11 protein-coding genes are annotated in these 12,316 nt (G+C 62.5%); 4 read left to right on the top strand and 7 right to left on the bottom strand.

What is annotated here, in order from left to right:
• Positions 1 to 6: 6 nt before the first annotated feature.
• Positions 7 to 687: a two-component system response regulator CreB gene (gene creB, locus DARO_RS16245; protein WP_011288902.1), complete on the bottom strand. Its 681-nt coding sequence runs from the start codon at positions 685 to 687 to the stop codon at positions 7 to 9.
• Between the two features lie 166 nt (positions 688 to 853).
• Positions 854 to 2,128, bottom strand: a complete 1,275-nt coding sequence (tyrS, locus tag DARO_RS16240) for a tyrosine--tRNA ligase (protein WP_011288901.1) — start codon at positions 2,126 to 2,128, stop codon at positions 854 to 856.
• Between the two features lie 257 nt (positions 2,129 to 2,385).
• Here tyrS and purM point away from each other — a divergent pair, with 257 nt between their 5' ends.
• The 3 genes from purM to DARO_RS16225 all read left to right on the top strand — a co-directional run bounded on the left by purM (position 2,386) and on the right by DARO_RS16225 (position 5,319).
• Positions 2,386 to 3,429 carry a phosphoribosylformylglycinamidine cyclo-ligase gene (gene purM / locus DARO_RS16235; protein WP_011288900.1) on the top strand — a complete coding sequence of 348 codons (1,044 nt, stop codon included), beginning with the start codon at positions 2,386 to 2,388 and terminating at the stop codon, positions 3,427 to 3,429.
• Complete coding sequence (locus tag DARO_RS21895) at positions 3,401 to 4,045, top strand: septal ring lytic transglycosylase RlpA family protein (protein WP_011288899.1); 645 nt, start codon at positions 3,401 to 3,403, stop codon at positions 4,043 to 4,045. The genes purM and DARO_RS21895 overlap by 29 nt, the downstream gene beginning before the upstream one ends.
• A 149-nt stretch (positions 4,046 to 4,194) precedes the next feature.
• Positions 4,195 to 5,319 (top strand): response regulator, encoded by a 1,125-nt coding sequence (locus tag DARO_RS16225; protein ID WP_011288898.1) that lies wholly within the window; start codon positions 4,195 to 4,197, stop codon positions 5,317 to 5,319.
• Here the strand turns inward: DARO_RS16225 and miaA are convergent.
• Genes miaA through DARO_RS16205 form a run of 4 tightly spaced genes read right to left on the bottom strand, consistent with a single transcriptional unit; the run spans position 5,309 to position 9,779 of the window.
• The gene (miaA, locus tag DARO_RS16220) at positions 5,309 to 6,253 is read right to left on the bottom strand and encodes a tRNA (adenosine(37)-N6)-dimethylallyltransferase MiaA (RefSeq protein WP_011288897.1); all 945 of its coding nucleotides are present in this window, start codon (positions 6,251 to 6,253) and stop codon (positions 5,309 to 5,311) included. The genes DARO_RS16225 and miaA overlap by 11 nt on opposite strands.
• A gap of 37 nt (positions 6,254 to 6,290) precedes the next feature.
• On the bottom strand, positions 6,291 to 7,175 hold the full coding sequence (locus DARO_RS16215) for a universal stress protein (RefSeq protein ID WP_011288896.1): 885 nt from the start codon (positions 7,173 to 7,175) through the stop codon (positions 6,291 to 6,293).
• Positions 7,176 to 7,198: 23 nt separating this feature from the next.
• A complete protein-coding gene (locus DARO_RS16210) occupies positions 7,199 to 8,902 on the bottom strand; it encodes a cation:proton antiporter domain-containing protein (protein ID WP_011288895.1) in 1,704 nt (567 codons plus the stop codon).
• Between the two features lie 25 nt (positions 8,903 to 8,927).
• Positions 8,928 to 9,779, bottom strand: coding sequence for a hypothetical protein (locus DARO_RS16205; protein WP_011288894.1), 852 nt, complete (start codon positions 9,777 to 9,779; stop codon positions 8,928 to 8,930).
• A 62-nt stretch (positions 9,780 to 9,841) separates the two neighbouring features.
• On the opposite strand from DARO_RS16205, the gene DARO_RS21890 reads away from it, so the two are divergent.
• Positions 9,842 to 11,422: a hypothetical protein gene (locus DARO_RS21890; protein ID WP_011288893.1), complete on the top strand. Its 1,581-nt coding sequence runs from the start codon at positions 9,842 to 9,844 to the stop codon at positions 11,420 to 11,422.
• On the opposite strand, the gene DARO_RS16195 is transcribed toward DARO_RS21890, so the two are convergent.
• The gene (locus DARO_RS16195) at positions 11,423 to 12,238 is read right to left on the bottom strand and encodes a hypothetical protein (protein ID WP_198134059.1); all 816 of its coding nucleotides are present in this window, start codon (positions 12,236 to 12,238) and stop codon (positions 11,423 to 11,425) included.
• Positions 12,239 to 12,316: the final 78 nt, after the last annotated feature.

Below are 12,316 nucleotides of genomic sequence, written 5' to 3'. Positions count from 1 at the left end.
GCAGGATTACCCGGCGATGCTGTAGCCGAGGCCGCGATGGGTGACGATGACATCCTCGTCGGGTCGCAGTCCGCGCAGTTTGCCGCGCAGCGTCTTGATATGCGTGTCGACCGTGCGTTCCAGGCTTTCGCCGCCGTCCTGCCAGACGCTTTCCATGATCTGGGTGCGGCTCAGGATGCGGCCGGGGCGTTCGAGCAGCAGCGCCAGCAACAGGTATTCGTAGCGTGTCAGGTTGAGCCAGTGGCCGTGGTAGGCAATTCGCAGGCCGTCGCGATCAACGGCGAAGCGGCTTGGCGTGGGCGGCGGCGCTGCGGCGAGGCGCGGTTCGGGATTGAGCCGGCGCAGGATGGCCCGGATGCGCGAAACCACTTCACGCGGGCTGAACGGCTTGGCGACGTAGTCATCACCGCCGAGTTCAAGGCCGACAATACGATCCACTTCGTCGGAACGGGCGGTCAGGAACAGCACCGGCACATCGGAGTACCGGCGCAGGGCGCGGCAGACATCAAAACCGCTCATGTCGGGCAGGCCGACGTCGAGTACGACCAGGTCGTGGCCGCCGGCCGCGAGCAGCGTCAGCGCCTGGGCGCCGAGGGTGCAGCTTTCGGTGGTGAACCCGTCGCTGCGCAGCGCATAGGCCAGCGTTTCGGAGATGGCGGGCTCGTCATCGACGATGAGGATTTTCATGGGCGTGATGATAATTCATCCCGTTGCCATGGCGGAGGCCGGATCTCTCTTGCTGGCGATCAGGTCAAGGGCACACGGACGCCTCTCCCCGCACGCAATAAAAACCCCTGGTCTGCATCCGCAGCCAGGGGTTTTTCTTTTCTGCCCACAGTGAGGCGGCGAGTGCTTACTGCCAGCTGATCAGGCCGTAGTTCTTCTTGCCGCGCCGCAGGATGGTGAAACGGCCGTAGAGCAGTTCATCGCCACCAATGGCATGGTCCAGCGCCTCCGCTTTGTTGCCATTGATGGCGACGCTGCCGCTCTGGATGAAAGTGCGGGCTTCCGATTTCGACTTGGCCAGACCGCTTGCAACAAGGGCGTCGATCAGACCGGTGTTGGATTTTTCCAGCTGCACGCCGGGCATGCCGTCCTGGGCCAGTTGTTCGAGGTCGTTTTCGGTCAGGTCGGCGAGCTGGCCGCTGAACAGGCATTCTGTGATGCGGCGGGCGGCCATCAGCGCGACTTCGCCGTGCACCAGGCGAGTGGCTTCCTCGGCCAGGATGCGCTGGGCTTCCGGCTTGGTGCCGCTGGCCTTGTCGGCCGCTTCGATCTCGGCGATGCGGGCGACCGGCAGGAAGGTGAAGAAGTTCATGAACTTGTAGACGTCGGCGTCGCTGGTGTTCAGCCAGAACTGGTAGAAGGCGTACGGCGAGGTCTTTTTCGGGTCGAGCCAGATGGCGCCGGATTCGGTCTTGCCGAACTTGGTGCCGTCGGCCTTGGTGATCAGCGGCAGGGTCAGGCCGAAGACATGTTTCTGATGCAGTCGGCGCGTCAGGTCGGTGCCGGCGACGATGTTGCCCCACTGGTCGGAGCCGCCGATCTGCAGCACGCAGCCGTAGCGCTTGTTGAGTTCGGCGAAGTCGTAGCCCTGGAGCAGGCTGTACGAGAACTCGGTGTAGGAAATGCCCTGGTCTTCGCGGGTCAGGCGCTGCTGCACGGATTCCTTCTTGATCATGGCGTTGACCGAGAAATGCTTGCCGATGTCGCGCATGAATTCGAGGCAGTTCATGCCGCCGAACCAGTCGTAGTTGTTGGCCATGATGGCGGCGTTGGCGCCGTCGAACTTGAGGAAGGGCTCGACCTGGCCCCGAATCTTGCCAACCCAGCTGGCGATCACATCCGGCGTGTTGAGCTTGCGCTCGGTGGCCTTGAAACTCGGGTCGCCGATCATGCCGGTGGCGCCGCCAACCAGCGCGATGGGCTTGTGGCCGGCTTCCTGGAAGCGCTTGAGGATGAGCACCGGCACCAGATGGCCGAGGTGCAGGCTGTCCGCCGTCGGGTCGAAGCCGCAATAGAGCGTTACCGATTCCTCAGTCAGCAGTTTGTCGAGCGCCGCAGCGTCGGTGATCTGGGCGATCAGGCCGCGATCGTGCAGATCCTGGATGAGGGGGGACTGATACATTGCGTTTTCTCCACGGAACAGCGCCGCCGGCGCCGGAAATTCGAACCGGCGATTTTAGCAGAGCGGCCGGCGGTCTTTTCGGGCGTGGCACGCGATTTGAACTTTGGCCGATTTTTTCGGTTGAGCGTGGCGACGCGTTTTTTCGCCAAATCGCCGGAATGACGGGGTTGGCCGGGCGGTTAGGGGAGCTTGGCGGTTTCGGGTAAAATCACCTTTTTTTCCAGCAGCATTTGCTGCCCCTTGGCGCCAAATTGACCATGACCCAGAACACTTCCCTCTCCTACCGTGATGCCGGCGTCGATATCGATGCGGGCGATGCCCTTGTCGAACGTATCAAGCCTTTGGCCAAGAAGACCCTGCGCGAAGGCGTGCTCGGCGGCATCGGCGGCTTCGGCGCGCTGTTCGAAGTGCCGAAGCGCTACAAGGAGCCGGTGCTGGTCTCCGGTACCGATGGTGTCGGCACCAAGCTGCGCCTGGCTTTCGACCTGAACCGCCACGATACCGTTGGCCAGGATCTGGTCGCCATGAGCGTCAATGACATTCTGGTGCTCGGCGCCGAGTCGCTGTTCTTCCTCGATTACTTTGCCTGCGGCAAGCTGGATGTCGATACCGCGGCAGCAGTCGTCGGCGGCATCGCCAAGGGTTGCGAACTGGCCGGCTGCGCGCTGATCGGTGGCGAAACCGCCGAAATGCCGGGCATGTACCCGGCTGGTGAATACGATCTGGCCGGCTTTGCGGTCGGTGTCGTTGAAAAATCCAAGGCCATCGACGGCAAGGCCTCGATTACCCCGGGCGATGTCGTGCTCGGTCTGGCTTCCTCTGGCGCCCACTCGAACGGTTACTCGCTGGTCCGCAAGATCATCGAGCGTTCCAAGCCGGACATGAATGCCAAGTTCGACGGTGAGCGCACGCTGGCCGACGTCGTCATGGCGCCGACCCGCATCTACGTCAAGCAGGTGCTGGCGACGATGCAGAAGGTCACGATCAAGGGCATGGCCCACATTACCGGTGGCGGCCTGCTTGAAAACGTGCCGCGCGTGTTGCCGGAAAACACCGTGGCCGAGCTGGAAAAGGCTGCCTGGCCGCGTCCGAAGCTGTTCGACTGGATGCAGGCCGAAGGCAATGTCGCCGAAAACGAAATGCATCGCGTCTTCAACTGCGGTATCGGTCTGGTCATCGTGGTTGCTGCGGCCGATGCCGATGCCGCCATGGCCGAACTGAAGGCGCAGGGCGAAGCGGTTTATCGCATTGGCAAGATCCGGGCGCGTTCGGGTGACGAAGCGCAGACCCTGGTGGTCTAAATGGCAGCGGCAGGTCGCGGCAATTGCCTGCGGCCTGTTGTTGCTGAATGCCGTGTCGCCGGCCTGGGCGGCGGGCAAGAAGAAATCGGCCAAGCCGGCCATCGCCAGGCATGCGAAGAAGGCGGCCCACCGCGTGGTGCGCCCGGCCTCACCGGCATCGGAGTTTGGGCCGGCTGATCTGATCGGTGACGATTCGCCCAGCCTGCATGGGTTGGCCAGCTTCTACGGCAGGGGCTTTCAGGGGCGGAAGACATCGACCGGCGAACGTTTTGACATCAATCAGTTCACCGCCGCCAGCAATCATTTTCCGCTCGGTACCATGCTTGCCGTTCGGCGCGTCGATAATGATCGCTGCGCCATCGTCAAGGTTAATGACCGGATGCACGCCAAGCATCGAAAACGCGTGATCGACGTTTCCCGTAGTGTGGCGGAGTATCTCGAGATGATTCACGCCGGTGTGGTGTTTGTGCGGATCGCCCCAGTGAAAAAGGGTGAGCGGGGTGAGCGGGGTGAGGGGGCGGGGGCTTGTCGCGCCGCTTTTGAACCGGAACTGCCCTGTACCACCTGTACCCAGCCGGCAAAGTTGCCGGAATTCCTGCCCGGAAGCGACGGCTAGGATTTTTCGCTTGAGGCCCCTTGCGTCGTGCCGCGCAGGTGTACGCGGGGCGGTCTGTTGAGGAAAAGCCAGGTGCCTGCGATCTAATTGCTTGCTGTCGTTCACCAAAAACTTCAGAATGAAAAAAACAGAATCAGAGGGTCATGGGCATGGATAGCTTGCGTGTTTTTGTCGTCGATGATGACCCGGTCATCCTTGAGATTCTGAACGGGACCTTGGACGGCGTTTGCCAGCTTGAAACCTTCTCCTCTGCCGAGTCCTGCCTGAGCCGCCTGGCAGCGTTGAAGCCGGATTTGTTCCTGCTGGACGTCTCGATGCCGGTCATGGATGGCTACGAATTGTGTCGTCGCCTGAAGGACGACTGGGAGACGCAGGATATTCCGGTCCTTTTCGTCTCTTCACACGACGATAGTGATACCCGCCTGCTTTGCTACGAAGCAGGGGGCGATGACTTTATCCAGAAACCCTTCGAGCATGCCGAACTGCTCTGCAAACTTGAAGTTGCCGCGCGTATCCTGGTCGACAAGAAGGCGTTGCGCGAGCAGGCCGGCTATGCCCAGCGTACGGCCATGGCGGCCATGGTCAGCATGGGGGAACTGGGCGTTGTCCTGCAATTCCTGAGCAAGTCTTTCGCCTGCACGAATGTCGATGAACTGGCCTCGGCGGTGATTGAGGCCATGCAGCAGTACGATCTGCAGGCGGCCGTCCAGATGCGGCTCGGTGATGACGCTTTTTCGTTGAGTCATAACGGGCGAAATGTGCCGCTCGAAGTTTCGGTGCTTAATCACGTCCGTGAAAGCGGGCGGATTTTTCAATTCAAATCCCGCTGCGTGTTCAACTACGGTCGGGTGACCCTGATGGTCAACAACATGCCGCTCGAAGACCCCGATCGTTGTGGGCGGATTCGGGACAATGGCGCATTGCTGGCCGAAGGGGCCGATGCCCGGCTGCGGGCCATCGAAGCCGAATTGCTGGCCAGCCAGCGGCGGGCCGGCATCGAAGCCGCCTTGCCGCGTCTCTATTCAACGCTGGATGATGTGCAGGCTAATTACCGGCGCAATTGTTTCGAGTTGACGCAGGTGATGGTCGATTTCCAGGAATCCCTGACCAAGGCGTTCATTCACCTTGGCCTGATGGAAAGTCAGGAAGAGGAACTGAGCAACATGGCCAACGAATTCATGATGCGCATGGTGGGTACTCAGGATGCTTCACTGGAGATCGTCCACCGGCTTGAATCGCTGGCCAACGACCTGAAAACACACCTCAAGAGCTGAGAAAAGCCTCGGTGCGTGCGGCAATCCGCTCGACCAGCGCCGGATCGAGGCAGTCGTAATTTTCGGCCGCGAAAGAATTGGTCAGCCAGGTGATCTGCCGCTTGGCCAGTTGGCGCGTTGCGAATACACCGCGATCACGCCACTCCCGTTTCGGAATCAAGCCTTCCTGCATCTCCCAGGTCTGCCGGTAGCCGACGCAGCGCATTGAGGGCAGGTTGAGATTCAGCTCGTATTTCTGGCGCAACTGCCGCACTTCCTCATCCAGGCCGGCCAGCAGCATTTCGTCGAAGCGGCGGGCAATGCGTTGATGCAGCACGGCACGGTCGGAAGGCAGCAGACCGATCTGCAGGAGATCGTAGGGCGGCTTCTGTTTTTCGCTTTCGGCCAGCAGTTCCGACATCGGGCGTCCAGTTAGCCGACAGATTTCCAGAGCGCGCTGCAGGCGCTGGCTGTCGGTCGGATGCAGGCGGGCTGCAGTCGCCGGATCGACAAGCGCCAGCTTGGCATGCATGGCCGGCCAGCCCTCGGCGGCAGCTTCGGCATCGATTTCGGCCCGCAGTTCGGCATCGGCCTGCGGCAAATCGGCCAGCCCGTGCAGCAGGGCGCGGTAATACATCATCGTGCCGCCAACCAGTACCGGCACCTTGCCGGCTGCCGTGATCTCGGCCATGGCCGTCAATGCATCAGCGCGGAAGCGGGCCGCCGAATAGCTTTCCTCGGGCGTGATCAGGTCGATCAGGCGATGCGGATAACGGTCCAGCGTGGCGCGGTCCGGCTTGGCGGTACCGACGTCCATGTCGATGAATACCTGCGCTGAATCGACGCTGATCAGCTCGACCGGGAAACGGTCGGCCAGTGCCATGGCCACCGCCGTCTTGCCCGAAGCAGTCGGGCCCATGATCAGGATGGCGGGAGGCAGGCGGGGCGGATTCATGGCGGCGAATGCTATCACGCGCCCCGCCCGTCGTGGCTCACAGCGAAATCAGCAGGTCGCTCTGTGACTCTTCCAGCACGTGGCGTGCCACGCTGCCGAGCAGAAGGTCTTCGGCCAGGCTTTCGCCGTGCTTGCCGATGACGATCAGGTCGCAATCGAATTCCTGCTCGTATTGCAGGATGCTTTGCGACGGGTCGCCTTGCCGAACTTCCAGGCGGATGCCGGATACGCCGGGGGCGGCGCGTGCCTGCAGGGCGGCCAGCGACCGCCTTGCTTCGACCATCGCCGCGGCCTGGTAACGGGCGATGATGTCGTCGTCGATGCCGGCGTATCTGAGCTTGCCTTCGAAGGGCAGGGCGGCGACGTGGAGCAGGATGATTTCGGCACGGGGCGCGATGGCCTGGGCCAGGGCCAGGGCGCGGCGCGAAGAGGGCGAGAAATCGACCGGTACGAGCAGGGTTTTATAGGCCTCGTGGGCGGCCTGCTTGACGACCAGCATGGGCAGCGTGCTGCGGGTGAGTAGGCGCTCGGCCGTCGAGCCGAGGAGCAGATGGCGCATGAAACTGCTGCCATGCGAGCCAAAGACCAGCAACTCGGCCGCCAGACTGCCTGCGTGCCGGGTGATTTCATCGAGCAGCGAGCCGCACACTACCTGGCCGTTGGCTGTAATGCCGTGGTGCGAATGGAGCAGGGCCACCAGTTGCTGCAATTCGTCGCGGCTGGCGTCGAGCAGGCGTTGTTCGATTTCCGGCGGCAGGTCGCCGATCAGCTGGCGCAGTTTCACCATTGGCGCCAGGGTCACGACGTGGATCAGGTCGAGCTGGGCCCCGGTGCTGTGGGCCACCAGCGCCGCTCTTTCAGCGGCATGACGCGCCGGGGCCGAGAAATCGGTGGCGGCAAGCAGGTGATTCAACGAGGCCATGTTCGTTCTCCTCTCGATCGGTGTCACTCAGTGGCAGGGGGAGGCGCAAAGCGCTGCAGGATACGCCGGCTCATCCCGACGGCGAGTTCTTCATCGCCAAAGAAGACGGCGCCGATGCCATCCTTGCGCAGCAGTTCGGAGTCATCGTCACTGTGGGTGCGCAGAACGATTTCGACCGCAGGGTTCAGGGTGCGGGCGCAATCGGCCATCTGGCGGATATTGATCGCATCCGGCGCCGCGATGACCAGCATCGCGGCGTGGGCGATGTGCGCCTGGATAAGAACGGCCGGCTCGGCAGCATTGCCCGAGACTGCCGCGATCCCCTGCCGGCGCAGGTCTTCGACCTGCTCACGGTTCTGTTCGACAACGACATAAGGAATGCCCTGTGCCTTCATGCTGCTGGCGATGCGTTGCCCGACCCGGCCATAGCCGACCAGCACGACCTGGCCTTCCAGATATTTGCGATCGGTGCTGAGCGGCAATTGCGAATATGGCTCGTCGCGGTCTTCAAGGTGCCGGGCCTGTTCGGAGTGGCGCAGCGTCCAGCGGCGCAGTGGCTCGACGGCGGCGAAGACCAGGGGGTTGAGGGCGATGGAAATCAGCGCACCGGCCAGTACCAGACTCATTCCCTCTGTCGAAAACAGGCCGAGCGACTGGCCAAGACCGGCCAGGATGAACGAAAACTCGCCGATCTGAGCCAGGCTGGCGGCCACCGTCAGTGCCGTATTCAGCGGGTAACGCAGGGCTAGTACCAGGGCCAGTGCGGCCAGCGATTTGCCGATGACAATGATGGCCACGACGGCGACCACCTGCCAGGGCTGTTCGACCAGGATGGCCGGATCGAAGAGCATGCCGACGGCCACAAAAAAGAGCACCGAGAAGGCGTCGCGCAAGGGCAGCGATTCCTCGGCGGCGCGGTGGCTGAACTCCGAGTTCCGCATCACGGTGCCGGCAAAGAAAGCGCCAAGCGCGAAGGAAACGCTGAACAGTTGCGCCGCGCCGTAGGCAATGCTGATCGCTGCAGTGATCACGGCCAGCGTGAACAGCTCGCGCGAGCCGGTGCGCGCCACCTGCCAGAGCAGCCAGGGCAGGGCGCGGCGGCCGCCAATCAGCATCAGGGCAATGAAGGCGGCCACTTCGAGCAAGGTCTTGCCGATGGCCTGCCAGAGCGGGTCACTGCCTTCCGCCGCAGCACTGCCGCCAAGCACCCCGGCGAGCGGTGGGAGCAGCACCAGAATCAGCACGGTGGCGAGATCCTCGACGACCAGCCAGCCGACGGCAATGCGGCCGTTCATCGTGGTCAGCAGGCCACGCGCTTCGAGTGCCTTGAGCAGGACCACGGTGCTGGCACAGGACAGCGACAGGCCGAAGATCAGCGACGGCCCGATAGCCCATTCCCACCAATGGCCAATGGCCATGCCGAGCAGGGTGGCCAGGCTCATCTGGACGATGGCGCCGGGCAGGGCGATGCGCTTGACGGAGAGCAGGTCGTCAATCGAGAAATGCAGGCCGACACCGAACATCAGCAACATGACGCCGATTTCGGAAAGCTGTGAAGCCGTGCTCAGGTCGGCGACAAAGCCCGGGGTGGCCGGGCCGATCAGGATGCCGGCAACAAGATAGCCGACCAGGGCGGGGGTTTTCAGGCGCTCGGCGACGAAGCCGAGGATCAGGGCAAAGCCGAAAGCGGCCGCGATGGTGGTGATCAGGGAAATATCGTGGGGCATTCAGTGCTCTGGGGATTATTGAATATCAAGGTTTGGCCGACTTGGAGTCCGCTTTGGCGGGAATAGTGCCGGTGCCTGGCAAAAAAAGAATATGAATCAGTTTGCCTGCTCCTGCGTTGTAGCGCTTGGCCAGCGTGCTTTCCAGATGAGCAACGGCAACCTGGTATTCGCCAAGCTGCTTTTCCCGCGCCCCGCTTCCCACCCGGCTCAACGGCCGCCACAGGGGTTCCGGGATGCCGGCCAGCGTGGCGTGCTTGCCGATCAGTTCGGTCGCCGGGATTGGGGTCAGATCCCCTGATGGCGTCAGCGCAGCCGCTTCGATGCCAACGTGAGCGGCCAACAGGAATAAATGGCGCAGCCGCAGAGAGCTGACCTTCTCGACGCGACCGGCAAGGCCGGCCGGGTCTTCTTCGATGCGCTGGGTCAGTTGGCTGAAATCGGCCGCCGTTCGCACCGGCAGGCGGGCCGCCGGGGCAACGCCGAGTTGTTCGGCCAGTTCGTTCAGGCGCTGGATGTGTGCGGAGACCGGGCGCGACAGTTGCTGCATGTCTGCCTCGGTCTGTTGTCCGTAGCCGCCCAGCCACTGGCTCAGGTAGCCGTATTCGTAACCCAATTGAAAAACGCGTAGGGGAACTTGTGGATTGAGGCTTGCCTCACGATGACGGGATTGTTCGGCCACTGTCGCAGCCTCGGCTGCGTAGGTTTCGGCGGGATCATTGAGTGTCCAGCCGATGTGGGCCAACTGGGCCGCACCCCACATCCAGACCGCCTGAATGCCGAGGTAGAGCAGGGTTATGGCCACCGTCGCCAGCAGGAATCGGCGTCGTTCGCGCCAGCGGGCCTGGCTGTTCGGGGCACTGATGTTCGGGCTGTTCAAAATCGGTCCCTGAGCATGATTTGGAGTAGGCTAGCATCATTCCGGTATGTCAGGAGCAAGCGATGAATGGCGGCGAGTTGAGTCTCCACTTCACGAACAGCGTGCTGGTCACTGTCGTTGTCGCCCTGTTTGTGCTCTGGCGTTACCGGCAGGCCATTCTCGGCGGCATGATGCAGGGGGACGACCTGGCGCTGCCGGTGCCGGTGCCGGCCGTAACTCTACACACGCCGAATGGGGGTGTGGCCGGCGATCCTGCGGCCTACGAACGATCAATACGCTGGCGGATTTCGGCGGCCTGGCTGCTGACGACGGCCATTTGCGGCCTGCCGATGGCAATCGCCTATCAGTGGGCGGGAAATTTCGGCTTTTCGCCGGCCTATTCGCTGGGGCTGACGCTTTGTTACATGATTGCCGCCCTCCCAATGATTGCCGTATCGCTGGCTTTGCCGCCACTGCGCATCGTTGGTGGCTTTATCGTCATGATGCTTGGGTTTGCGGTGACCTTCCTGATCGCGGGCATGGTGCAGCGGGCAATCATCGGGCGACCCTTCAGCTGGCAGATCTTCGGCATGCTGCCGCTGTTCTTCGAAATCGCCAGGAACCAGCTGTGGATGGCTGGCCTGTTCTGGCTGTTTTCGTGGCCGGTCCGCCTGCGCGGCGTCGTGCCGATCACCTTTGCCGCCTTGCTGGTCTTCGGCTTGGCGCCCTTGGCCGGGTCGCGCCTGACCGCGGCTCTCGCGGCGACCGATTTCGGGACGCCCTGGGTCATGACGCTGGGGCTGGATGGCGTATTCATGCTCATCGCCCTACCGGCTGGCTGGCTGGCCTGGTTGCGTTTGCGCCGACTGGCTGGCGACTATGAAGCCAAGCGTTTTTCCGATGCGCAACTGCTGGCCAGAACCTGGTGGCTGATGTTGGTGGTGACCATCGGCTTCGACATCTTCATCGCCAGAGAGCATCGGCTTTTGGCGCTACTGGTGGTGCTTGGCGAGATCGCGATCTTCGGGCCGGTCAATCATTGGGTCATGCAATGGCTCGGCGTGGTCCGCCTGGCAGTAAGCCGGCCTGCACCGACGCTATTGTTGCTCCGGATTTTTGGCTACACGGTACGTACCGAGCGACTGTTCGATCGGGTGGCGGCCCGTTGGCGGCTGATTGGCCCGGTCACGATGATCGCCGCGCCCGATGTGACCGCCCGGACCATCGATGCCGGCGATTACCTGCGTTGGCTGATCGGGCGGGTGGATGAACTCTTTGTCACCTCGCGCGACAGTCTCGATGCGCGGCTGGCCAGCCTCGATCTGCGCCCCGATCCGGATGGACGTTTTCGCATCAATGAGTTCTGCTGTCGGGATTCGAGCTGGCAGGCGACGGTGGTCGAGTTGATGTGTCGCGCCGACGTGGTGATCATGGATGTGCGTGGCATCACCGCAGCCCGGCGCGGCTGCGAGTTCGAATTGCAACAGTTGGCGCAGCGATTGCCGCCGCAGCGGCTGGTGTTGGTGGTCGATGTTCAGACCGATAAGTCGATCCTTCGGGCTGCTTTGGGCCCAGCCTTGAGCGAGGTGCGTATGGTCGAGGTGCGTCGTGGCTGGCAGGCAGACCGGGCGTTTAATGCCTTGCTTGAGGCGGTATCCGCCTGATCAGCAACCCCGGCCTGGACCTGACCGACTGAAGCCAAACCCGCCTTCCCCGGCCCGTGGTGGCAGGATGCAGATGCGCATGGTCAGTCCGCGCGCGGCCTTGTTGATGTCCTCCGGGAATGGCGAGAACGGGATCGAGCGTTCGACCACCGATTTGACGAAGGCGATTTCCTCGGCCTGATCGCCTTCGTTGACCACCTTGAAAAACTTCATCGTCCCGTCCGGATTGAGTTTGAACTCCACTGCGGCGGCGCGTATTCCCTTGTTCCGCGGATCGTTTTTGACGAAAGCGGCGCTCCGGTTCAGGCGCTTGACCAAACCGTCGACATACATTTCCAGGCTGAATGGATCGGGCGGGGCTGCATTGGGCCGAAGTTCGAGGCTGGCACCGTCGGCGGCTTCCTGGCGGGCTTGCTCTCTGGCCTGATCCCGGGCCATCGCCAGCGAGCGTTGGGCCAGCGTCGGTTTGGGGGCGGCCTTGGCCTGAGTGTCCAGTTCGTCGAGAAAGCGGTTCATGTCCGCCTTTTCGGCGGCGGACCATTTCGGGGTAGCCGCTACCGTTGTTTTTCCCGGTTTGTTGGTGGTCAGTATCCTGGCTCGCTCGGGTTTTGTTTTGGCCGCTTTGGCCGAACTGGCCGGTGCGCTCACGGCCTCGGGCGCAGCGGTTTTGGCCAGGCGGGCCTCCAGTCGAGGCGGGCTTGCCGTGCCGCTCGGATCATGCCGGGGGATCATCAGGACCAGGGCATGAATCAGGAGCGATACGGCGAAGGCAAAAACTTGTGCGCGCCGGGTGGCAGGAAGGGATTGCAGAAACATCGGCGGCATTCTAGATGGCAAAGCTGACGAATGTCTGTCCTGATGTGTTCTTTGCTACGGCTGTGCTGACTTATTTAC

It is taken from the genome of Dechloromonas aromatica RCB (assembly GCF_000012425.1).
The sequence above is the reverse complement of the archived record's forward strand: the minus strand, read 5'-3'. Positions and strand labels throughout refer to the sequence as shown.

Excerpts from the sequence above, each read along its gene's own strand:
- tyrS (WP_011288901.1), bottom strand. The coding sequence starts at position 2,128 with ATGTATCAGTCCCCCCTCATCCAGGATCTGCACGATCGCGGCCTGATC.
- DARO_RS16215 (WP_011288896.1), bottom strand. The coding sequence starts at position 7,175 with ATGGCCTCGTTGAATCACCTGCTTGCCGCCACCGATTTCTCGGCCCCG.
- DARO_RS16195 (WP_198134059.1), bottom strand. The coding sequence starts at position 12,238 with ATGTTTCTGCAATCCCTTCCTGCCACCCGGCGCGCACAAGTTTTTGCC.
- creB (WP_011288902.1), bottom strand. The coding sequence starts at position 687 with ATGAAAATCCTCATCGTCGATGACGAGCCCGCCATCTCCGAAACGCTG.
- DARO_RS16225 (WP_011288898.1), top strand. The coding sequence starts at position 4,195 with ATGGATAGCTTGCGTGTTTTTGTCGTCGATGATGACCCGGTCATCCTT.
- purM (WP_011288900.1), top strand. The coding sequence starts at position 2,386 with ATGACCCAGAACACTTCCCTCTCCTACCGTGATGCCGGCGTCGATATC.
- miaA (WP_011288897.1), bottom strand. The coding sequence starts at position 6,253 with ATGAATCCGCCCCGCCTGCCTCCCGCCATCCTGATCATGGGCCCGACT.
- DARO_RS16210 (WP_011288895.1), bottom strand. The coding sequence starts at position 8,902 with ATGCCCCACGATATTTCCCTGATCACCACCATCGCGGCCGCTTTCGGC.
- DARO_RS21890 (WP_011288893.1), top strand. The coding sequence starts at position 9,842 with ATGAATGGCGGCGAGTTGAGTCTCCACTTCACGAACAGCGTGCTGGTC.